This window comes from Pseudomonas sp. MSSRFD41, from assembly GCF_014230245.1.
Classification (GTDB): Bacteria; Pseudomonadota; Gammaproteobacteria; order Pseudomonadales; family Pseudomonadaceae; genus Aquipseudomonas; species Aquipseudomonas piscis.
In genome coordinates this window covers 1-20,147 of sequence record NZ_JACKZK010000042.1, presented here as the reverse complement: position 1 = coordinate 20,147, position 20,147 = coordinate 1, and the positions used below count along the sequence as shown (strand labels likewise).

Genomic DNA, 20,147 nt, shown 5'->3' with positions numbered 1-20,147 from the left:
GATTTCCATGGAACTGATTTACACGAACCAGCTTGAAGGCTTCGATCCGGACAAGCGATACCGCACTGCAAGCCTGTTTCGCGGTATCGAGCGCGATGCGACGGCAGTGGTGGTCGTCGGCGACTATCCGGACATTGTCGCTGCCTATGAGGCAGCAGGTGTTGACGTATTGGTCGAAGATGCCCCGGCCGCGCTTATCCCGAGTGCCAAGGCGCCTGCATGTGGTGACCTGGCAGACGAAGTTGCAAAGCTGCGAGCTGAAAATGGCGCGGTCATTCTCCTGCTTGATGGTCTGGACGCTGGCGAAATCCAGCGCCCCGAGTCTGGTGAGCTGGCGATACGTCTGTTTGAATCGCTGGGCATCATCCACGGCTCAGTCGGCGAGCTGACAACTGAGCGTGACGGCTTGCTCCTGACTGTCGATGCACTGCGCGGTGAGGTCGAAGCTCTGAAGAAGGCGGTACCTGCGGCGCCGACTGATGAGGCTGGCGAAATTGCGGCGCTGAAGGCAAAGCTTGATGAAGCGAAGGTGCAGTACCGGGCCAACGCCTCGAAAGAATCGCTTGAAAAGCTCATCGCTGATCTGCCCAAGGCCTGATACTGCTGGCTGCCGGTGATCCGGTGGCCAATCTTCAACCCATACCAGCGAGTTGACGCATGACAATCATCATTGAGGACGGCACCGGAAAGCCTGACGCCGAAAGCTACGCATCCGCCGAGGACCTGGCCATGTACGCCGTGAAGTTCGGCGTCGTCATCCCTGCGGAGGTGCCCGCGCAGGAAGCGCTGCTTCGCCGGGCGGCTCTAGCAATGGATGGCATGACCTGGAAAGGGCGCAAGACCAGTAGCGAGCAGGCTTTGGCCTGGCCGCGCCGGGAGGTGCTGCTGGATCAGGAGATCAAGCCCAATAACTACCTGCCGGCGCGGATTCAGTACGGCCAGATGGCTCTGGCTGCCGAGATTCATGCCGACGACATTGATCCGATCGACCAACGCCAGGGCGCAGTAATCCGCGAGCGTGTCGAAGGCGCGGTCGATGTTGAATATGCGCCAATCAGCAATACCAGCGGCCGGCTTCTCCCGGCTGCACCGGATCGACCGAGTCGAACCCAGTTCGCCGACTACTTGGCCAAGCGAGGCCTGTTTGCCGTGAGGGCATGATCATGAGCGCGTTTTATGGCCGCACGGCTGAAACCGCGTTGCGGTTGATTACGCGCTTCGGCCAACCCGTAACCATCCGCGACATCAAGCCCGGCGAATACGACCCTGAAACAGGATCATCCGGCCCCGAAACCGTCACCGAGCAAACCGCCCAGGGCATCCTGCTCGACTTCACAGGCCTAGAGTTTCAGAACAACAGTCTCATCAAGCAGGGTGACAAGAAGCTCAAGGTCGCCGCACAAGGGCTGGAGTGGGCGCCAGATCTGCTGAACAAAGTGGTCATTCAGGGCCGGACCTGGTCAATCGTTCCACCGCTGAAAGAGATCAACCCCGCCGGTACGCCGATTCTGTACGAGCTGCAGGTGCGGTCATGAACCGGTATGCGGGCAGGAACGGCAGCTTCGCCGAGAACATCCGCCAATTCGCCGAGCAGGCCCAGGCCCGCATTGACGCCACCTTTCGCGAGATCGTGATCGAGATCGGCAGCAGCGTGATTCGCATGTCGCCGGTGGGCAATCCAGAGATCTGGGCGGCGAACGTGGCACACCGTGCGGCCAATACGCGCGCAGCCGACGACTACGACTTCAAGGTCTCGGTACGCAACACGCTGATCAACCTGGACGAAAGCAACTTCACCAAGGCCGGCAAGCTGCGCCGCGGTGTGAGGTACGCCAAGCCCTTGACCAAGGCTGAGCGCGACCAGAACTTCAACGTGAACGGCCTGGTCGCCGGAAAGGACTATGTCGGCGGCCGCTTCCGGGGGAACTGGCAGTTCAGCGTCGACGCGCCGGCGGATGGAGTGCTGGACCAGGTCGACCCATCCGGCAATGTCACCATCGCGGTTCTGCGCACCCAGGTGCAGTCGCTGACCGCTGGCCAGACAGCCTACATCGTAAACAACCTGCCTTATGCGGTGCCGCTTGAATACGGGCATTCTAAGCAGGCACCGGGCGGCATGGTGCGCATCACGCTCGCGCGGTTCCAGCAGATCGTCGACGAAGCCATCAGGAACAGCCAGGTATGAGCCACAACATCATCGCTTCGATCTACGAAGCCAAGCTGATCGCCTGGGCGAAGGCTTTACCGACGCCCCTCAAAATTGTCGTCGAAAACGAGGCATACACGCCCGTGGATGGCGCTTCCTACCTGAGGGCGTTCACATTACCGGGCGATACCGCGAGCAATACGCTTGCCGGCGACCACAAGCTATACACCGGCGTGTTTCAGGTGAGCATCGTGACACCAGCGGGCAAATATCGCGGCGCGACCGGCGCGCTGGCTGACCAGGTCGCCGCGCTGTTTCCGCTGTACGAGCGAATCACGAAGAATGCACTGACCGTGGTGACCATGACGCCCGTCGATCAGGGGCCAGGTATCCCGGACGACACGACCTACACCGTTCCGGTTTCGTTCGCGTATCGAGCCGACACGATTTAGGCAAGATCAAACGGGTGAGCAGGTGTCCCTTGATGGAATAGCATTTTCCACTCGCCATCTTCAATTTTCCAAATTGACGATCTCCGCGCGTATTGAGTTGGTTCACCTGAACGGGTGGATTGGGCCGCCTCGTATATCAGCAGACAAGCGTCCTTGGATATCACCGTCAGTTTGAAATTTTGCGCCAGAATTTCAGAGTGAGACTCTTTAAGGGGCAAGGTTTCAACCGTATCGGCTTTCGTATAGAAGGCCCCTGACCGACCAATTTCATGAAACTCCTTGTGCAGTAAACGATCCAGCTCACCAGGGTTATTTCGGACGCTTGCCTGATGCAAGCTGACCTCCAAGTCTTGAAGCAGATTGAGTAGTGCGGCCTCTGTCATCTTGGTTTTCCCTTGCGACTCATTCCGGGCCTATCTGATTAGCACTATCACCGCCCTTTGGGCACCCCACGAACCCGCCATTGAGCGGGTTTTGTTATTTCTGAAGAGAGGAAAACCCAATGGGATACAAAATTCCTAACGGCGGCACTTTTAAACACGCTGCCACCTACGAGGCTCCGCTGGCATTTACTGCGATCTCCAATGCAAGTGAGGCTGTGGCCACCGTTGTAGGCGCCGATCTGGACGCTGGAGACATCGTGCTGCTCACCTCCGGTTGGAGCAAGCTGGACAGCAAAGTCGTTCGCGTGAAAGCTGCTACGGCAACCGCGATTACGCTGGAAGGCATTGACACCACTGATACCCAGATTTACCCAGCAGGCACTGGTTCGGGCACTATGAAGAAGGTGCTGACCTGGGTGCTGATTCCACAAGTAACCGATCTGGCTTTCTCCGGCGGGGAGCAGAACTACCTCGACGTGGTGTTCCTCGAGAACGACCAGGGCAAGCAGATCCCTACTGACAAGTCGGCTGCCAGCATGGTCCTGACTATCGCTGATGACCCGGCCCAGCCGTTCAATGCTGTGCTGATGTCGGCCGATGCCGGCAAGCAGGTACATGCTGCACGCCTCGATCTTCCAGGCAATGACACCCTGTTGTACGGGGCTTACACCTCGTTCTCTAAGCAGCCGGCGGTTTCCCGTAACAACCTGCTGACCCGCACTGTCAGCTTGGCGCTGCAGTCCGAGCCGACCCGCTACCTGACCTCGGTATAACCCATGGCCAAGTTCTCACTGATCCAGAATCCGACCTTCAAGTCCGACGTAATGATCCCGCAACTGGGCGGCCAGCCGGTGAAGGTCGGGTTCGTATTCAAGTACTTGGACAGGGCTGGCCTGGCCGAGCTCTACGCCGAGTGGGGTGAGCGCCACAAGGCGTTGGTCGCGAAGGCTGATGACATGGACCTGATGGCTTTCACCGCTGCCCAGATCGATTTGCAGGTCGACCAGGTCAAGGCTGTGGTGGCTGGCTGGGATTTCAAGGAAGAGTTCAACGACCAGAACGTCCGTGTTCTGGTCTCCTCGATTGTCTCGGTACCCAGCGCTGTGTTGGCGACGTACTCCGAGGCCTTCAATCAAGCCCGCCTGGGAAACTCCTAAGCGCCGCACGCGCCCTCTATCAGCAAGGGCCATCTGCTGAAGAGCTCAAGACCTTCGGCTTCCTGGTGGGTGATCTGACCGGCCAGGACGTTGAGGTCTGGCCGGACGTTTGGCCAGCCTTTCTTGTCTTCGAAGCGATGAGCACTCAGTGGCGGGTGGGGGCGTGTGGCGCGACAGGCCTGGACTACGGCGTGCTGCCGAGTGTCATCCGAATGTGTGGCGTGCCGGCCAACTCCCGGCAAAGCATTTTCAGTGACATCCGGCAGATGGAGGCTGAAGCCCTGGCCGTCATGGCTGAACAGAGAGACAACAAATGAGCACTACCTTCGCTTCGCTTGGCATTGCGGTTGAGTCGTCTCAGGCGGTCAAGGCTGCCGATGACCTGGATAAACTGGTCGACGCGGCCGAAGGGGCAGAGAAGGCCGTCGATGATCTTGGCAAGGCCGGGGAGGGCCTGGCCAGCACCGGTAAGAAAATCAGCCAAGCGGAGGCGGAGGCTGCCCAGGGCATCGACAAGGCCACCAGCGCGAAGGAACGCCAGGTCGACGCCAGCCGTAAGGCTGGGACAAGCGCTGCCAGCGAAATCGCCATCATCAGCCAGCTCGATAGGGCGATGACGGGCAACATCGACAGCATGGAGAAGCTGGTCCAGGCAGAGGGACTGCTTGAGCGTGCCCGCAAGGGTGGTCTGGTCACCATTGAGCAGCAAGAGGCCTATCAGGAGCGTCTCGGCAAATCCTTCGACAAGATCGAGAAAGCCGAAGCCAAGGAGGTTGCGCAGAAGCAGCGCCTGATCGATGCCGAAAACCGGCAGGTCGAAGCACTCAAGCGCACAGTCAACAGCATTGACCCGGTGAACGCGAAGCTGGCTAAGCTGGAGGCGCAGGAAAGGGCGGCGAATGAGGCGTTTCAGCGCGGAGCGATCAGCGCTGAGCGCTACAACGAGGCCCTGGCCAAGATCGGCAAGGACCGAGCCGGTCTGACTGCAACAGAAACTGCATTCGACAAATTGAAGCTCGGCACCCGCCAGGCTCAAGAAAACGTCATGCAGTTGAGCAATGCCTTGCAGTCGGGGGATTGGGGGAGCGGCGTTCGTGCCGTTGCCCAGCTCGGCGCCGAAGCTGGTGCCTCGGCTAAGAGTTTGGCTGCGGCCCTGATGCCGGCAGGCCTGCTCGCCGGGGTCATCGGTAGTCTTGCCTATGCCTACTTCGACGCCGTGAAGCAGGCACGAGAATTCAACAGCGTCATCAATGGCGGTTCAAACGATGCAGGGCAAAGCATCGCCAGCCTCAAGGCAATGAGTGAGTCGGCCGGAGCTCTCACCGGTAACCTGAGTGGTGCGCGTGAAGCTGTTATCGCACTGGCTTCTGGTGCAGCTACCAGCGGCGTCCAGATGCAGAACCTAGCCCAGGCCGCCGCCGCTATAGGTGAGGTGACTGGTAAAGGGGCAGGGGATATCGCTAAGTCACTGGCCAACGCTGGTGATACCGCGACGGAAGCAGCTTCGAAGATCAGCGATCAATATGGTCTGCTGACCTATGAGCAGTACCAGGTCATCAAGTCCATCGATGAACAGGGTGACCATCAGCGTGCTCTGGATACCCTCAGTGGGAACCTGAATCAGTCTGCACAGGAACGGCTGAAGGACTACCGCGATTCGCTGTCGGATATCGAGCGTGATTGGGATCGGGTAAAGGTCGCCATCAAGGGCGCTTACGCAGAGATTAGGTCTGAGATCTTCCCGGACCTGGCCAAGCAAATCGAAATCACACAGCGGGTGCTGGATACCCGAAAGGGTGGCGGTGTCGCGGGAGCCTTGTCGAATGGCCTCAGTTCGCTCAATTCTTTCCTTGGTTTGGCTGATGGAGAGAACGACGACTCCACGCCTGCGCTGGAAGCAAAGCTTGCTGCACTGAAGGCGCGGCAGGCGGCCAGCGAGAGCAACGCAAACGCAACCGGTGAGGCTACCAGGGCAAACAAGGAGCTTATCGCGGTCCAGAAGGATCTGGATCGGCAGATGGAGAACCTAAATCCGCTGGCTAAGCGGCAGGAGGCTTACAAAAAGCTCGACGACCAGTTCACCACGCTCTACCAGAATGCGGAGAAGACTGGCCAGAAAGCGGCGCTGCTGGATGGGGTCCAGTTCGACGGCAAGAAGTTTTCGGGCGGTGCGTACGACCAGTTGCGCAAGGCGATTGATGAGCAGAAAAAGGACCCCAAATCTGCTGTGGGTGCCGTCGACCTGACGGCCTTCAATAACTCGAAAAACACCCTTACCGGCATCCTTTCCGAGTACAAAAACGCCCAGAAGGAGCTGGACGCGGCACAGAAAGCTGGCCTGGTATCCCAAGCTGACTACCTCCTCAAGCGCGAGGCCATGATCGGCAACGAGCGGGACGAGGTTACGGCAGCCTATGAGGCAGAGATTGCGGCACTTGAGGCCGCCAAGGGTAAGGCCAGCACCTCTGCCGCCCAGCGTATCCAGCTAGACCAGAAGATCGCCGATGCCCGCGCCGCCATGGTCAAGGCTCAGCAAGATGCTGACACCGAGCTGAGCGTGCTGGCCAAGAATGAAGAAGGCCGACTGAAGAAGCAGGAGCTGGCGGTCAAGACCTACACCAGCGCCTTGCAGCAGCAAGTCGACACCTTGCGCGAGCAGGGCCTGCGAGCTGCAGCCGGCCTTGGCCAGGGTGATCGCCAGCGGGATCTGACCAACCAACAGAACGCGATCGACGACCGCATCAACCAGCAGAAGCTGGACCTGGCCAACCAGTACGGCGATGGCTCCCGAGGCATGAGCCTTGATGAGTACACGCAGAAGCTACAGGCGCTGGAAGCCAGCCAGCAGAAGCTGCACGACACCGTTGTCAGTAACTACGGCGAGATGACGGTCGCCCAGGGCGACTGGACGAATGGAGCCTCATCGGCTTGGCAGAACTACCTGGAGTCAGCGCGGGATGTTGCCGGCCAAACCAAGAGCCTATTCACCAACGCCTTCGGCTCCATGGAAGACGCGATCGTGCAGTTCGCTACCACTGGCAAGTTTTCGTTTGCGGACTTCACAAAGTCGGTTCTGGCCGACATGGCTCGGATCGCAGCACGGCAGGCGGCTTCTTCTGCGCTCAGCTCGTTGTTCGGCATGGCTGCATCGGCTGCTGGTTCGTACTTCGGTGGCGGGGCGTCGTCAGCGGGCTCCACCCAGGCTGGATATACCGGTGTCGACTTCTCCGGGTACCGGGCCGCTGGTGGTCCCGTGTCTCCAAATTCCCTATACGAGGTGAACGAACTGGGGCCCGAACTCTACAGCGAGGGCGGTCGGTCGTTCCTGATGACAGGTGCCAACGGCGGTAGTGTCACTCCGCTAACTTCTGGTGCGCTTACTGGTGCTGCTGGCGCCCAGGGCGGCGGCAATACCTACAACTTCCCTGTATCAGTCTCAGTCCAGACCTCCAGTGATGGAGGGGCGGCCACGGCACCACAGGACGCCGCACAGATTGGGAAGAGCATTCAGCAGGCAGCCAAGACCGAAGCGGAGACAGCCATTAATCGGGCGCTACAGCCTGGCGGATCCATCTGGCGACTCACCAATGGGAGGGCGTGATGGCGATAGAGACCTTCACATGGCCAACGCAGAACGGGGATTCCCCCACCATCGAATATCGAACTCGATCAACCCAGTTTGGGGGCGGGTACAAGCAGGTGGTGGGGGACGGTCCCAACAATAAGCAAGACTCCTATCCGATCACCTATACCGGCTCGAAGTCGAAGGTAGCCGACATCATGGCCTTCTTCGACCGGCACGCCGGCGCGAAAGCCTTTCTGTGGACTACACCCCTGGGCCAGCTGGGCCTGTTCACCTGCAAGAATCCCACGCCGGTTCCTGTGGGCGGAGGCGTGTTCAAACTCACGGCCACTTTCGAGCGGGCCTTTCACCCCTAAGGGAATCCTATGTCGCTGATTCGTGATATCCAGACTCTCGAGCCTGGCAGCGAGGTATTGCTGTTCGAGCTCGACGGTACGGACTATGGCGCCGATATCCTTCGCTTCCACGGGCATGCCATACCGCACACGCCTGCGGAACTGATCGCCGCCGGCGCTGAAGCGGATGAGCTGCCCGCGAAGTCGATCTGGTGGCAGGGCAACGAGTACGGTGCCTGGCCCATGCAGATCGAGGGCATTGAGGCAAACGGCGATGGTACTGCTGTTCGGCCGAAGCTCTCCGTCGGCAACGTCAACGGTCGTATCACGGCCTTGTGCTTGGCCTTCGACGATCTGCTGGAGTTCAAGCTGACCATGCGCAACACCTTGGGCCAGTTCCTGGACGCTGCCAATTTCGAAGGCGGGAACCCTCAGGCTGACCCTACCCAGGAAGCCATAGAGGTCTGGTACATCGACCAGAAGACGAACGAGGACGGGGAGTCGGTGACCTGGGAGCTTGCCAGTCCTGGTGATGTGGGTTCGGAGTCAATTGGCCGCCAGATGACCACGCTCTGCCACTGGGCTTTGACCGCCGGGTACCGGGGGCCGAACTGTGGGTGGACCGGAGGCTACTTCGACATGGACGGCAAACCCACCGATGATCCCGAAAAAGACCAGTGCAATGGGCTGCTTTCGACCGGCTGTAAATGCAGGTTTGGCGAAGGGAATGCCTTGCCATTCGGGGGGTATCCCGCTGTCTCCTTGATTGCGAGGAGCTGACCATGCTCAAACACATCTTTGCTGCCGTGCAGAAGCACGCTGCGGCTGAGTACCCGCGGGAGTGCTGCGGGCTGATCCTTGCTGTGGGCCGAAAGCAGCTCTATTTCCCTTGCACCAACGTCGCAACCGAGCCTACGGAGGAGTTCCGCATCGCACCGGAGCAGTACGCCGAAGCCGAGGAGCAGGGCGAGGTGATCGGCATCGTGCATTCGCACCCGGACGCCACCAGCAGGCCTTCGCCGCGCGACTGGGCCATGTGTGAGGCCACCGGGCTGCCGTGGTACATCCTGTCCTGGCCGGAGGGCGACCTGCGGGCCGTGATGCCAACAGGTGAAACGCCGCTGCTGGGGCGGCCATTCGTGCACGGCGCCTGGGATTGCTGGCAAGTCTGCGCCGACTGGTACAAGCGTGAGTGGGGCCTGGACTTCCCACCCTACGCCCGCGAGGACGGCTGGTGGGAGCAGGCCGCCGGTCCAAGCCTGTACGAGCAGGCCTATGAGGCTGCCGGCTTCTACCGGGTCGACCAGCCGCAAAGTGGGGACATGATCGTCATGGCCGTGGGTCGAACTGCACACCCCAACCATGCAGGGATCTACCTGGGTTCCGATCCGGCACTGCCCGGGGAAGATTCCGGCGCCTTTGGCTCAGGTCCTTTCCTGTTGCACCACCTGTATGGGCGTCCGAGCGAGATCATCGTCTTCGGCGGCCCTTGGCATGACCGGACACGCCTGATTCTAAGGCACATAGATGCAAAACAACCAACATAACGCGGCCAGGCCGCAGGAGAGGATGATGGAAGATGTTAAAGTTAAAGCACCGGGCTCCGATGTAGGCCCGGCGCAGAGTCAGCGTTGGCTGATAGATGAAGAAGGAAAAATATTCATCTCGACAGACGCGATTGAAGAAGCGGTTCGGGACAGAATCAAGATCAAGATTTCTGACTGGTGTCCTGCAGCTTGTTGTCGAACTCTTCAGGTTTAAGAACTGTTGCAGGTGCTGCGCCTTTGAATACCTTTTCGAGAATAGCCTCAGGCAATTCACTCCCACAGCCTTCAGCAAGGCATGCCTCAACCGCAAGCTCAAGCTGGATCTGGGTAATTCCTGGGGCGATTTTCGCAAGGACTTTTGAAAGAGCGATAAGTGTCTGAGCGGTTTGCTGCAATGCCTGCTGCGGGGTAATGTTGAGTTCTTCTAACACGTGCCTCTCCTTTTTCATCTCCCCAGTCCATGGGCTTTCCGGCAACGGACCAGGGCAGTTCGTTGGGAGGCGCAACGCTACTACGCCCAAGCCCAGCTCACGTACTGGCTTTCCGTCCAGGGTGGATGGGTGGACAGGGTGGTGGCTTTAGATTGCTTAAGAGATGATGGCTCTTTGCCAATTTCAAGGATTCAGATCATGGCGCTGCGTTTTCGGAAGAGCTTTAAGGTCGCCCCTGGCGTGCGACTGAACCTCAGCAAGAGTGGGGTCAGCACCTCTATCGGCGGAAAAGGATTAACAGCCAACCTCAGCAAGCGAGGGACGCGCGTCACGACAAGTATTCCCGGAACTGGGATCTCATCGTCAAAGCTCTATGGATCAGGAAAGAGGGCTGGGGCGCAGGCTGCGCCTACGCCGTTATGGGCGCATGTGGTTACATGGTTGCTGATCGCAGCTTTTTTATGGTGGATCTTCAGTTGATGTTGAAGCCCAGCCTCGCGCTGGGCTTTTTGCATCTGGAGTCAGCCTTTTCGCAGCAGCATCAAATAGCTTGAACGAAAGGATAAGCGGCAGGTCCAGGCATATGTAGGTGCTGGCGGGTACACCGCCAAGATAACTGATCATGTGCATGGAGGAGCTGGTCATGGGTAAAGGATGTTTTGCGGTTGCCGCGTTTTTTCTTTTCTGCCCGTTCGCGGTGTCTGCCGACACCCATTCAAGCGTGGTACCAATGGATTTCAGTCGGTGCGAGCAAGCACAAGCTCAGATCATCGCCCAGCTGAACTCTCGTCCGTCTCGCATAGAAAAGGTCTCGGATGCGCCTGGCCAAAAGGCTGTGCGCGTTCACAGCAACGGCATGGACGTCCTGATCACTTGCGACTCTGAAAAGAGGAGGGTCCTGGTAGAGGTTTCCACCAATGAACCGGGAATGCTAAGTGTGTCTGCTGACGGGGCTCGGTGAGGTGCATTAACCATGGACGGGTTTAGCTGCAGCTGGTCCAGATTGTCAATCTGGAGGCTGTCAATGTGGCGTTTTGATGCGCGTGTTCTGCAATGGTAGATTGCCCTCAAACCATATAGAGGGACCGACATGCGAATTCTGATAGCGGCCGTGGCTTTTGCAGTGTTGGCGGGGTGTGCTTCCACGGCTATTTCAGTGCGCGATGCCCAGCCTGTACCAGCAGATGAGGTATATGCGTTCCAGTCGCCGCCATCTGGTGATAGCGGGCAAATCACGGTTGTGCGCGATTCAGGTGCTGTCGGATCGGGCTGTGACATTGTGATCTATATAGACGGTCGTAAAGCCGCGAAAATAGGTACCGGGCAGCGAGCTACATTTTACCTTTCGCCGGGCTCGCCGAACCTCGGGGCCGGATTGGTAGGGTCGGGTCTGTGTTCTGGTGCAGCGATCCGCACCATCGCAGCCACTGTGGCGCCAGGGAAAGAAACTTTGTACAGGATCAGTGGCGACATAGGCGGTTTCTACATCGGTCCTTATGTCGACTACAACTGAAAATAGGAACACTCGAAGCCGCCATCAGGCGGCTTTTTTATGCGCGGAGAAAAAGCAGTGAAGACATCAGTGACTGACTACCAGCCTATGACCACTATCCGTCTGTATGGGCAACTGAGGCAATTCGGCAAAACCTTCAGGCTTGCAGTGAGGTCCCCAGCCGAGGCCATCAAGGCCCTGTGCGTCCAGATTCCTGGCTTCGAACGATTTCTATCGAGCGCTCAAGCGCGAGGGCTAGAGTTTGCGATTTTTCGCGACAAGCACAACATCGGCGAAAAGGAGCTGTGTTACTCCGGATCCGGCGATATCCGCATAGCTCCAGTAGTGGTGGGTAGTAAACGGAGCGGAATTCTTCAAACAGTTGTTGGCGCGGTCTTAATCGTTGTAGGGGCTGTTTTCTCCGCTACTCCTTTTGGTGCGCCGCTGATTGGCGCAGGTATCGGCTTGGTCGCCGGCGGCGTTATCCAAATGCTCAGCCCCCAGCAGGGCGGCCTCAAGCAAAGCGCCTCCCCCGAGAACATGCCTTCCTACGCCTTCGGCAGTGCCAAGAACACCACCGCGAGTGGCAACCCGGTCCCTATCTGCATCGGTGAGCGCCGGTGGGGCGGGGCGATCATTTCTGCATCGATATACGCGGAAGACAAAGCTTAAACACCACAACGTCAAACAGCCGCCTTGAGGCGGTTTTTTTATGCCTGGAGGAAAGATGGACGTCGAGATCCACGGCGCAAAGGGTGGTCAGAAAAAGCCGAAAATGCCATACGAGGCTGCTGATAGCCTGCGTTCGACCAACCTGGCCAAGATCCTAATTGCAGTAGGTGAGGGCGAGTTCGAAGGCACGCCAACGGCCCGCGATATCTACCTGGACAACACTCCAATTCAGGATGCCAGCGGCTCCTACAACTTCACCAACGTGAAGTGGGATTGGCGGCCGGGTTCTGTGGACCAGGACTACATCCCAGGCATTCCCTCGGTCGAGAATGAAACCTCGCTGAACATCGAACTGCGCAGCGGTGCGCCGTGGGTTCAGTCCATCAGCAACATCCAGCTTTCGGCGGTACGGGTGCGGATGGCCTGGCCGGCGCTACAGGCACAGGACAACGAGGGCAACGTTAAGGGCTACCGAACCGAATACGCGATCGATGTAGCCACCGACGGCGGAGCTTATCAGCAGGTCCTGGCCGAGGCCGTCGACGGCAAGAGCACCTCTCGCTACGAGCGCTCTCGTCGAATTGACCTGCCACCTGCGACGTCGGGCTGGCAGATCCGGGTACGTCGTATTACCCCGAACCAGAACACCAACAAGGTGGCCGACACCATGTTGATCGCCGGTTACACCCAGGTGATCGACGCCAAGATCCGGTATCCGAATACCGCACTGCTCTACATCGAGTTCGATGCCGAGCAGTTCACCAACATTCCTGCTGTCACCGTGAAGTGCAAAGCCCGCAAGTGGCAGGTGCCCAGCAACTACGATCCGGTGGCTAGGACCTACTCGGGGATCTGGGATGGAACGATGAAGCAGGCCTGGACCAACAACCCTGCCTGGATCACCTTCGGCATTTGCACCGAAAACCGCTTCGGCCTGGGCAAGCGCATCAAGAACTGGATGGTCGACAAGTGGGAGCTCTACCGGATCGCGCAATACTGCGATCAGCTGGTTTCCAACGGCCTTGGCGGCCAGGAGCCGCGTTTCCTCTGCGACATGAACCTGCAAGGCAAGGCCGATGCCTGGTCACTGTTGCGGGATATCGCCGGCATTTATCGCGGTATGACTTGCTGGGCCCAGGGCCAGCTCGTCATGCAGGCCGATATGCCTCGGGCCCAAGACATCGACTATGTGTTCACCCGCGCGAACGTGGTGGATGGCAAGTTTTCCTACGGCAGCGCATCGGCCAAGACCCGTTACACCCGCTGCCTGGTGAGCTACGACAACCCAGCCAACAACTACGACACCGACGTCATTCCCTATGCTGATCTTCCGCTGCAACGCCGGTTTGGCGACAAGCCTACCGAGATCAGCGCAATCGGCTGCACCCGGGCCAGTGAAGCTCAGCGCCGCGCCAAGTGGGCAATCCTGAGCAACAACCAGGATCGGACAGTTACTTTCAAAACCGGGATGGAAGGGCAGATTCCATTGCCTGGCTTCATCATCCCGGTTGCCGATTCGCTGCTGGCGGGCCGGGAGGTGGGCGGACGAATCGCGGCAGCGGCTGGTCGCGTGGTGACGCTGGACCGGGACACCCAGGCGAAGGCCGGCGATCGGTTGATCATCAACCTGCCCGCCGGCAGGGCTGAGGGACGCACGGTGCAGAGCGTCAAGGGGCGTCAGGTCACGGTGACCACAGCCTATAGCGAACCTCCCGCCAAGGACCTGCAGTGGGCCCTCGATGCTGATGATTTGGCCATTCCGCTGTATCGCGTGCTTCGAACTGCACGAACGCCGGAAGGCGACTACGAAATTAGCGCCCTGCAGTATGAGCCCAGCAAATACGCATCGATCGACACCGGGGCTCGCCTGGAAGAACGGCCGATCAGCATCATTCCGGTGACTACTGTTCCGGCGCCGGCGAGCGTGGCGCTGACTTCCGATTACGCCATCGACCAAGGCTTGGCTGTCAGCACGATGACGATTGCCTGGCCCGCGGTATCCGGCGCTGTCGGTTACGACGTGGAGTGGCGCAAGGACAGCGGGAACTGGATCAAGGTGCAGCGCACCGGCTCGACCAGCGTAGATGTCACTGGTATTTACGCTGGCGCATACCTGGCCCGGGTACGGGCGGTGAGTGCGTTTGAGATCTCCTCGATCTGGAAGAGCTCAGAACTAACCCAACTCAAGGGCAAGGACGGTGTTCCGCCGGCGGTGGCGTACCTGAACGCCTCCAGCGAATTGTTCGGCATCAAGTTGAAGTGGGGATTCCCGGTCGGCGCCGAGGACACCCAGCGAACCGAGATCTGGTATGGCGCCGGCAACAGCCTGGAGCAGGCCGCCAAGCTCTCGGACCTGGCCTACCCGCAGTCGGACTTCTTGATGCAAGGCCTGGCCGCCGGCGCAACGTTCTTCTTCTGGGCTCGCCTGGTGGATCGCACGGGCAACGTTGGTCCTTTCTATCCAGCCGGCGGCGGGGTCCAGGGGCAAGCCAGTTCCGACGCGAACCTCATCCTGGACTACATAAAAGGCAAGATCGACGAGTCAAGCCTGGGCCAGCACCTCAAGGACGAGATCGACAAGATCAGCGGCGACGGCCCCGGCTCGATCAACGAGCGCCTCGATGCGATCAAGGACCTGATCAAGCAGTACACCGACGCACTTGTCTGGGATCCGGAGAAGACCTACGCGAAGGGCGAGATCGTGCGGCAGGGACAGAACCTGTACCAGGCCCTCGGGCCGGTTCCCGCTGGTACTCAGCCGCCAAACGCGACCTACTGGAAGGACGTCGGGACGATCCTGGAGGAGGCCAACGCGCTGGCTGGCGAGGTGCACAACCTGACACAGCAGATCACGGTAATCGACGGCAAGGTCAAGGCTGTGTCGGAGAAGGTGGACGGCGTCTATGTGCAGCTCAATCCGCCAATGGCTGGTGATAGCGGCGAGCTGGTGGGCCAGGACACCGGCTACGCCGGCGTGTGGTCGGTCTGGTCTGCCATTGCTGAAGGCGATTACGTCCAGGCCAAGCGTACGGACATTGTCGAGGCGGATCTTGGCAAGACCAACGCCAAGGTCACGGACCTGACCCAGGCAATGGTCACGGCGGATGCCGCCTTGGTCGAGCGCATCACGCAGGTGGATGCCAAGGTCGGTGACAATTCGGCGGCGATCAAACAGGAAACGCTTGCCCGCGTGACGGCGACCGATGCCCTGGCTAAGAAAACGGACACCCTCGAGGTGAACCTGGGCAATACAACGCTGAAGGCCGACCAGGGCTTCCAGCTGGCCACCGACGTCAATGGCAAGGTCAATGGTTCCTGGTCTGTGCGTCTTCAGTACAACCCAGGAAATGGAGAATACAAATGGGCTGGAATCGGCTTGGGCATTGAGAACGATGCTGCAGGAAATCTGCAATCCAAGCTCGTTATTGGTGCTGATCTGTTCGCGATTGAGCAGGGCGGGAGCGTTCCGTTTGCGGTTGAGGGCGGCCAGGTTTTCATGAAGTCGGCATTCATCAAAGACGCTTCGATCACGATGCTCAAAATCGGAGACAACTTGCAGTCGGACGACTACGACCCGGGCAAGCGCGGTTGGAAACTGTGGAAGGGCGGAAATCTGGAATTCAACGGGAATGTAGCGGGTGGCGGCAGACTGACGATGACAAACCAGGTCGTTCAGGTCTTCGACACGAACAACAGGCTTAGGGTCCGTCTAGGCATCTGGTCATAGAAGAGAGGTACGCATGGCGCGTAAAAATATTGAGCTCGGGGTTATTCCCACTGGGCAGGGCGGCGACACGTTCCGTTCCGCGATGACGAAAGTCAACGACATGACCGGGGAGCTTTACGACAAGACGGCAGGGTCACAGCCGGGGGCAACAAAGAACCGGCCTGATGCTGAGCTGCTGGCTCGCGCGAACCATACTGGCGCACAACCGGCCAGCACGATCAGCGACTTTTCGCCGGCAGTAAAAGCAGTCATGCAGACCGTTGGGCTGGGCGCGAACGCCGCTCCTAGGATCACCGACTGTAACGAAGCCAGGATTCAGGGTTGTTATCGTTGCGATCCCGGCGCAACGAACGCCCCTAGATCCGACGCATATGGAACTCTTGAAGTCAGCGTTATTACTCCTGATAGCGGCAGCCAGGTCTTTACGACAACTCGTGGCCACCCCTTCGGGGAGAAAAAGTGGTTTCGAACCTTTTCGGGTGCTGGCGGGATCTTCAGCCCCTGGATGGAGATCGTAAAGGCGGGAGATTACGGCCTCGGAGCAACATCGCTCCTGGCGTGCAACGACGCAAATAACGTTGCGGCCAGCGGTGATTTGCTGGTGCACCCAGGAACCCTAAACGGCCCCAACCCAGGCGTATACGGAACAATAAAGACAACGTTCTACGAGAAGTCCTCGAGCAACTGGACGCAACTTATTCTTTCCACGACTGGCAACAAGATGTTTTATAGGGGCTGCATCAACGGTGGAATCCAGCCATGGATGCAGGTTAACGAAGAGTCAATAACGAACAGCAACGGGACCGCAGTCAAGTTCTCGGACGGGACCATGATTTGCTGGAAGGAGAGCTCAACCATCCAGACAACATCAAATCAAGTTTCAACGGGTGTCTTTCTCGGCGCCGCTGAAATATTTACCTTTCCGGTTCCGTTCGTGACGATTGGGGTTGTCATTCCCTCAGTCTCTTACTCTGCATACGCATATTGTTGGGGATCGGTAGGGGAAGGGAACAACCCGAACCAATGCCGAGTAGTTGGCTTCAGTCATGCGGCTAACGCTCAGTATCAAGCAAGATATCTTGCCGTAGGTAGGTGGCGATAATGGTCATTATCAAATTTTCCCCCGTGTGTACGGACATGTTCCCGCGCCTCGAGTCAGTCTCCATTGAGGGCTATGCCATCACCATCAACGGCGAGGCGTTCGACTTTTCTCCGCTTGAGCGAGGTTATGAGCTGGAGCTCGAGGCCATCGACTCGCCTCTGTTCGCCGACAAAGCAGTTATGTCCACCGACGGCGTCCTGTCGATCACCCTGCTCATGCCCTACGACGAAGCCACGGCCACCGACGCCATCCGCTTCCCTGAGCCTGTGACCGTCACCGCCGCCGGCCCGGTGGATATCCCCACCAACCACCCCGCACAGCCCCCCGTAACTCCAACCGTCGAGGCCGACCATGGACTTCTCGCAGAGCAAGAAAACCTTCACTGAGCAGGACCAGAAAACCAACGAGGCCCGAGAGTACCTGCGCCAGACCGACTGGCTGGTGGTGCGAAAACTTGAGACCGGCAAGGACATCCCAGCCGATATCGCAGAGAAGCGTGCCGAGGCACGCAGCCTGATACCTTCGCATTGAGACTGGCCTCGCCACAAGTGTTCGGGGCGTGCTCAAGTTATTCTGGCTGACTTATGTTTAACATTGAGCTCTTTATTAAGGGAATAGCAATGGCCGACAAAGCTGGTCTTCAGATTTTTTATGAAGACGGAACAGTAAATGTTGATACAAGCACAGGGTTGCCGAGATATTTAGGAACTACTCCGGCTGCTTGGTCGGGAAGCGTCGAAGTTCCCGAGTGGGCTAGCAACAAACCTTGGTTCATTGTAATAAAGGATCAAGACGGCGGGCCTCACCAAGTTAACCCGACAATAACGTCGATTACAAATAAGACTACTTTTTCTTGGAGTCAGCAGTCGCACCCTCTATGGGGGCCTCCAATAATCCATTACGGGTGCTACTGATGGCTACATACTTCGAAAGCATAAACGACGGGAACAGCCTACAGATATCTGACGGTTTTTCGAACTACGTTCTGTGGAAGAAGGGAAGGGCCTATAGCGAGCCCGGTGGAGCTACGTCAACCCAAATGTGGGACGTGCGCGCACCAATACCTTCTAGTGGCTCTCGACCGATTATTGTGTATGAGCCCGTTGTCAGGGGCACGGGGATACTCTCTCTTTTCCAGAAAAATGATGGTGCAACTCAACGGTCAAAAATTTATTCATCAGATGTTTTTACTAGAAATCAAGAGCTTAATTATTACGTTTTTATTCCATCTGATGACCCGTCTATTAATCTTGAGCCGGCAAAAGGGTTGTTTTGTCTTTGGAATGAGCAGGGAAAATTAATATACGATAGTGATGCGCCATACTTGAAAGTATTAGAGTATCGAGAGCACTATTATAATGAAGGGTCTTATACAAACACATACCCAAACGCAAAGAAGATAGGGTTGGCAGTTTCAGAGTCTCAATGGTATGTGAACCAAGGGGGCGCGGGCGGCGGATGGACCAATTTAGCAGGCACGTCAGCGTATGCTGATGTAGATGTTGCTAACAAGATCATCTTTAATTACATGCTATTTCGTATAAGGAATGTCCCGAACGAGTGGCCAAGCATACCTCCTGAGGGTTCGAATAGACCGAAGGCGGTGAAGTTACTAGTCTGCGATCTCACAAATTTGGATAAAATTCCATTTGAAGTTTCTTGAAATTAATTAGGCTTTCTATATCGCCAGAAAGTATCTACTGGATTTTTGACCGACCTGCTAAATCGCAGCTTCCACCACACCCGCCAGCGAGCGGGTATTTTTTTGCCTGGAGAAAACCCATGACCCAATCCCAGCCCCGGGGCGTGCGCAATCGCAACCCGGGAAACATCGACTACAACCCTCGCAACCAATGGGAGGGACAGCTAGGTAAGGAGCCAAATGGCCGCTTCGCAATCTTCGACACTGCCGAGAACGGCATCCGCGCCCTGGGCAAGCTGCTGATCAACTACCGGGGCAAGGACGGCATGCCGGGCGTCGGCTGCAAGGGCATCGACACCGTGCTCGAAACCATCAACCGCTGGGCGCCGAGCAACGAGAACGACACCCAGGCCTACGCCTCGGCTGTGGCCAAGCGCCTGGGCGTGCGCCCCACCGAACCGATCAACATCAAGGACCTGGCCACGCTGCGCGGTATGGTGCTCGGCATCATCATCCACGAAAACGGCGGCAACCCGTACCCGGAGGCTGTGTTCGAGGAAGGCCTGCGCAGGGCCTTGAAGTGAGCGGCTGGGCGCTACGCCTGCTCGGCGCCGGCCTGCTGATCCTGCTCGGCATGGCCGTCGGCAGCTGGGCGACCACCGCCCATTTCCGACCGCTGCTCGACGCCGAGCAGGATCAGGCCGCCACTTGCAAACTGGCCAGGGACAACCTTGCCGGCCTGGCCCAGGAACAGGGCAGGGCTCTGGGTGAGCTGACCCTGGCCGCGAATGCTCGCCAGGCCAGGGTGGAGCAGGCGGTGGAGCAGGCGAAGGCCGGCGCCCAGGCTGACTACGCAGCGGCCAACCGGCTGCAGCAGGAACGCACCGGCGGCGATCAGTGCGCTGCCTCGGCATCAATCATCGATCAGGAGCTCGGGCTATGACCAGTTGTAGGGTGGGCCCGCAGGAGTAGCGAAAATGTGCAGGAGTAGCTGGAAAGTGCAGGTGCTGCTGGCATGCCTACTGCTGACCGCCTGCGCAGGCCATCGGGATCCCGAGGTGCGTACTGTTCGCGTCGAAGTCCCGGTGCAGGTGTCATGCCGGGCGCCGGTGGTGCCCGTGCCGGCCTGGGCCGCGGGCAGCCTCAAGAAGACCGACAGCCTGGAGGTGAAGGTGAGAGCCTTGCTTGCAGAGCGCTTGCAGCGGATCGGCTACGAGCGGCTATTGGAGGCAGCGGTATTGGCCTGTCAATGAAGGCGGCAATATAGGGCAAAACTTCCCCAAAATGGGTTGGTTTGCACCAATGCCTATTGAGTTTCAATTGATCGATAAAGGCAGTATTTTTATCATCTTTTTGTCACGTAACCTGCTGAAAATAAAGGGTTAAATCGATTTGTTTGGCGTGTACCAGGTGAGCGCCACGCGGGATGCGAATGTTCAATATGCTGTGCAATGCACAGTCACGTCGTCGATCGGGAG

General features: G+C 58.3%; 25 protein-coding genes. 23 read left to right on the top strand and 2 right to left on the bottom strand.

From position 1 onward, the window contains the following. Positions 1–7: 7 nt before the first annotated feature. Genes H7A76_RS31385 through H7A76_RS31365 form a run of 5 tightly spaced genes read left to right on the top strand, consistent with a single transcriptional unit; the run spans position 8 to position 2,598 of the window. Positions 8–598, top strand: a complete 591-nt coding sequence (locus tag H7A76_RS31385) for a hypothetical protein (protein WP_185702118.1) — start codon at positions 8–10, stop codon at positions 596–598. Between the two features lie 59 nt (positions 599–657). Further along, positions 658–1,161 (top strand): DnaT-like ssDNA-binding protein, encoded by a 504-nt coding sequence (locus H7A76_RS31380; protein ID WP_185702117.1) that lies wholly within the window; start codon positions 658–660, stop codon positions 1,159–1,161. 2 nt (positions 1,162–1,163) lie between these two features. Continuing rightward, a complete protein-coding gene (locus H7A76_RS31375) occupies positions 1,164–1,535 on the top strand; it encodes a hypothetical protein (protein ID WP_185702116.1) in 372 nt (123 codons plus the stop codon). Further along, complete coding sequence (locus tag H7A76_RS31370) at positions 1,532–2,185, top strand: hypothetical protein (RefSeq protein ID WP_185702115.1); 654 nt, start codon at positions 1,532–1,534, stop codon at positions 2,183–2,185. Before H7A76_RS31375 ends, H7A76_RS31370 begins: the two co-directional genes overlap by 4 nt. After that, the gene (locus H7A76_RS31365; RefSeq protein WP_185702114.1) at positions 2,182–2,598 is read left to right on the top strand and encodes a phage tail terminator-like protein; all 417 of its coding nucleotides are present in this window, start codon (positions 2,182–2,184) and stop codon (positions 2,596–2,598) included. Before H7A76_RS31370 ends, H7A76_RS31365 begins: the two co-directional genes overlap by 4 nt. Here H7A76_RS31365 and H7A76_RS31360 read toward each other — a convergent pair. After that, the gene (locus H7A76_RS31360) at positions 2,595–2,981 is read right to left on the bottom strand and encodes a DUF4440 domain-containing protein (RefSeq protein WP_185702113.1); all 387 of its coding nucleotides are present in this window, start codon (positions 2,979–2,981) and stop codon (positions 2,595–2,597) included. The two genes, H7A76_RS31365 and H7A76_RS31360, sit on opposite strands and share 4 nt — an antisense overlap. 119 nt (positions 2,982–3,100) lie before the next feature. Between H7A76_RS31360 and H7A76_RS31355 the strand changes: the two genes are divergently transcribed. From H7A76_RS31355 to H7A76_RS31325, 7 genes are all read left to right on the top strand, one after another. Continuing rightward, the gene (locus H7A76_RS31355; protein ID WP_185702112.1) at positions 3,101–3,754 is read left to right on the top strand and encodes a phage tail protein; all 654 of its coding nucleotides are present in this window, start codon (positions 3,101–3,103) and stop codon (positions 3,752–3,754) included. Between the two features lie 3 nt (positions 3,755–3,757). Further along, positions 3,758–4,138: a phage tail assembly chaperone gene (locus tag H7A76_RS31350; protein ID WP_185702111.1), complete on the top strand. Its 381-nt coding sequence runs from the start codon at positions 3,758–3,760 to the stop codon at positions 4,136–4,138. A 65-nt stretch (positions 4,139–4,203) separates the two neighbouring features. Then, a complete protein-coding gene (locus tag H7A76_RS31345; protein ID WP_185702110.1) occupies positions 4,204–4,455 on the top strand; it encodes a DUF1799 domain-containing protein in 252 nt (83 codons plus the stop codon). After that, positions 4,452–7,739: a phage tail tape measure protein gene (locus H7A76_RS31340; RefSeq protein WP_185702109.1), complete on the top strand. Its 3,288-nt coding sequence runs from the start codon at positions 4,452–4,454 to the stop codon at positions 7,737–7,739. The genes H7A76_RS31345 and H7A76_RS31340 overlap by 4 nt, the downstream gene beginning before the upstream one ends. Beyond that, positions 7,739–8,077: a phage tail protein gene (locus tag H7A76_RS31335; protein ID WP_053138299.1), complete on the top strand. Its 339-nt coding sequence runs from the start codon at positions 7,739–7,741 to the stop codon at positions 8,075–8,077. Before H7A76_RS31340 ends, H7A76_RS31335 begins: the two co-directional genes overlap by 1 nt. Before the next feature lie 9 nt (positions 8,078–8,086). Then, positions 8,087–8,836, top strand: a complete 750-nt coding sequence (locus tag H7A76_RS31330) for a phage minor tail protein L (RefSeq protein ID WP_185702108.1) — start codon at positions 8,087–8,089, stop codon at positions 8,834–8,836. 2 nt (positions 8,837–8,838) lie between these two features. After that, complete coding sequence (locus H7A76_RS31325; protein WP_185702107.1) at positions 8,839–9,603, top strand: C40 family peptidase; 765 nt, start codon at positions 8,839–8,841, stop codon at positions 9,601–9,603. Positions 9,604–9,764: 161 nt separating this feature from the next. On the opposite strand, the gene H7A76_RS31320 is transcribed toward H7A76_RS31325, so the two are convergent. Beyond that, complete coding sequence (locus H7A76_RS31320; protein ID WP_185702106.1) at positions 9,765–10,034, bottom strand: hypothetical protein; 270 nt, start codon at positions 10,032–10,034, stop codon at positions 9,765–9,767. Positions 10,035–10,232: 198 nt separating this feature from the next. Between H7A76_RS31320 and H7A76_RS32925 the strand changes: the two genes are divergently transcribed. The 11 genes from H7A76_RS32925 (at position 10,233) to H7A76_RS31265 (ending at position 19,922) form a co-directional block, all read left to right on the top strand. Beyond that, complete coding sequence (locus tag H7A76_RS32925; protein WP_185702105.1) at positions 10,233–10,514, top strand: DUF4236 domain-containing protein; 282 nt, start codon at positions 10,233–10,235, stop codon at positions 10,512–10,514. Between the two features lie 610 nt (positions 10,515–11,124). Next, positions 11,125–11,547: a hypothetical protein gene (locus H7A76_RS31310; protein WP_185702104.1), complete on the top strand. Its 423-nt coding sequence runs from the start codon at positions 11,125–11,127 to the stop codon at positions 11,545–11,547. A gap of 39 nt (positions 11,548–11,586) precedes the next feature. Continuing rightward, a complete protein-coding gene (locus H7A76_RS31305) occupies positions 11,587–12,198 on the top strand; it encodes a tail assembly protein (RefSeq protein WP_185702103.1) in 612 nt (203 codons plus the stop codon). Positions 12,199–12,253: 55 nt separating this feature from the next. After that, positions 12,254–15,925 carry a phage tail protein gene (locus H7A76_RS31300; RefSeq protein WP_185702102.1) on the top strand — a complete coding sequence of 1,224 codons (3,672 nt, stop codon included), beginning with the start codon at positions 12,254–12,256 and terminating at the stop codon, positions 15,923–15,925. 13 nt (positions 15,926–15,938) lie between these two features. After that, a complete protein-coding gene (locus tag H7A76_RS31295) occupies positions 15,939–17,027 on the top strand; it encodes a pyocin knob domain-containing protein (protein ID WP_185702101.1) in 1,089 nt (362 codons plus the stop codon). After that, positions 17,027–17,413 (top strand): hypothetical protein, encoded by a 387-nt coding sequence (locus H7A76_RS31290; RefSeq protein ID WP_185702100.1) that lies wholly within the window; start codon positions 17,027–17,029, stop codon positions 17,411–17,413. The genes H7A76_RS31295 and H7A76_RS31290 overlap by 1 nt, the downstream gene beginning before the upstream one ends. After that, positions 17,379–17,558 carry a hypothetical protein gene (locus H7A76_RS31285; protein WP_185702099.1) on the top strand — a complete coding sequence of 60 codons (180 nt, stop codon included), beginning with the start codon at positions 17,379–17,381 and terminating at the stop codon, positions 17,556–17,558. The genes H7A76_RS31290 and H7A76_RS31285 overlap by 35 nt, the downstream gene beginning before the upstream one ends. Positions 17,559–17,940: 382 nt before the next feature. Continuing rightward, a complete protein-coding gene (locus tag H7A76_RS31280) occupies positions 17,941–18,690 on the top strand; it encodes a hypothetical protein (RefSeq protein ID WP_185702098.1) in 750 nt (249 codons plus the stop codon). Positions 18,691–18,809: 119 nt separating this feature from the next. Beyond that, complete coding sequence (locus H7A76_RS31275) at positions 18,810–19,253, top strand: structural protein P5 (protein ID WP_185702097.1); 444 nt, start codon at positions 18,810–18,812, stop codon at positions 19,251–19,253. After that, positions 19,250–19,612, top strand: a complete 363-nt coding sequence (locus tag H7A76_RS31270; RefSeq protein WP_185702096.1) for a hypothetical protein — start codon at positions 19,250–19,252, stop codon at positions 19,610–19,612. Before H7A76_RS31275 ends, H7A76_RS31270 begins: the two co-directional genes overlap by 4 nt. A gap of 34 nt (positions 19,613–19,646) precedes the next feature. Beyond that, entirely contained in the window at positions 19,647–19,922 is a 276-nt protein-coding gene (locus H7A76_RS31265; RefSeq protein ID WP_185702095.1) for a hypothetical protein, read from the top strand. Positions 19,923–20,147: the final 225 nt, after the last annotated feature.

Coding starts and splice junctions, on each gene's coding strand:
- H7A76_RS31385 (WP_185702118.1), top strand. CDS start 8: ATGGAACTGATTTACACGAACCAGCTTGAAGGCTTCGATCCGGACAAG.
- H7A76_RS31380 (WP_185702117.1), top strand. CDS start 658: ATGACAATCATCATTGAGGACGGCACCGGAAAGCCTGACGCCGAAAGC.
- H7A76_RS31375 (WP_185702116.1), top strand. CDS start 1,164: ATGAGCGCGTTTTATGGCCGCACGGCTGAAACCGCGTTGCGGTTGATT.
- H7A76_RS31370 (WP_185702115.1), top strand. CDS start 1,532: ATGAACCGGTATGCGGGCAGGAACGGCAGCTTCGCCGAGAACATCCGC.
- H7A76_RS31365 (WP_185702114.1), top strand. CDS start 2,182: ATGAGCCACAACATCATCGCTTCGATCTACGAAGCCAAGCTGATCGCC.
- H7A76_RS31360 (WP_185702113.1), bottom strand. CDS start 2,981: ATGACAGAGGCCGCACTACTCAATCTGCTTCAAGACTTGGAGGTCAGC.
- H7A76_RS31355 (WP_185702112.1), top strand. CDS start 3,101: ATGGGATACAAAATTCCTAACGGCGGCACTTTTAAACACGCTGCCACC.
- H7A76_RS31350 (WP_185702111.1), top strand. CDS start 3,758: ATGGCCAAGTTCTCACTGATCCAGAATCCGACCTTCAAGTCCGACGTA.
- H7A76_RS31340 (WP_185702109.1), top strand. CDS start 4,452: ATGAGCACTACCTTCGCTTCGCTTGGCATTGCGGTTGAGTCGTCTCAG.
- H7A76_RS31335 (WP_053138299.1), top strand. CDS start 7,739: ATGGCGATAGAGACCTTCACATGGCCAACGCAGAACGGGGATTCCCCC.
- H7A76_RS31330 (WP_185702108.1), top strand. CDS start 8,087: ATGTCGCTGATTCGTGATATCCAGACTCTCGAGCCTGGCAGCGAGGTA.
- H7A76_RS31325 (WP_185702107.1), top strand. CDS start 8,839: ATGCTCAAACACATCTTTGCTGCCGTGCAGAAGCACGCTGCGGCTGAG.
- H7A76_RS32925 (WP_185702105.1), top strand. CDS start 10,233: ATGGCGCTGCGTTTTCGGAAGAGCTTTAAGGTCGCCCCTGGCGTGCGA.
- H7A76_RS31310 (WP_185702104.1), top strand. CDS start 11,125: ATGCGAATTCTGATAGCGGCCGTGGCTTTTGCAGTGTTGGCGGGGTGT.
- H7A76_RS31305 (WP_185702103.1), top strand. CDS start 11,587: ATGCGCGGAGAAAAAGCAGTGAAGACATCAGTGACTGACTACCAGCCT.
- H7A76_RS31300 (WP_185702102.1), top strand. CDS start 12,254: ATGGACGTCGAGATCCACGGCGCAAAGGGTGGTCAGAAAAAGCCGAAA.
- H7A76_RS31295 (WP_185702101.1), top strand. CDS start 15,939: ATGGCGCGTAAAAATATTGAGCTCGGGGTTATTCCCACTGGGCAGGGC.
- H7A76_RS31290 (WP_185702100.1), top strand. CDS start 17,027: ATGGTCATTATCAAATTTTCCCCCGTGTGTACGGACATGTTCCCGCGC.
- H7A76_RS31285 (WP_185702099.1), top strand. CDS start 17,379: ATGGACTTCTCGCAGAGCAAGAAAACCTTCACTGAGCAGGACCAGAAA.
- H7A76_RS31280 (WP_185702098.1), top strand. CDS start 17,941: ATGGCTACATACTTCGAAAGCATAAACGACGGGAACAGCCTACAGATA.
- H7A76_RS31275 (WP_185702097.1), top strand. CDS start 18,810: ATGACCCAATCCCAGCCCCGGGGCGTGCGCAATCGCAACCCGGGAAAC.
- H7A76_RS31265 (WP_185702095.1), top strand. CDS start 19,647: ATGTGCAGGAGTAGCTGGAAAGTGCAGGTGCTGCTGGCATGCCTACTG.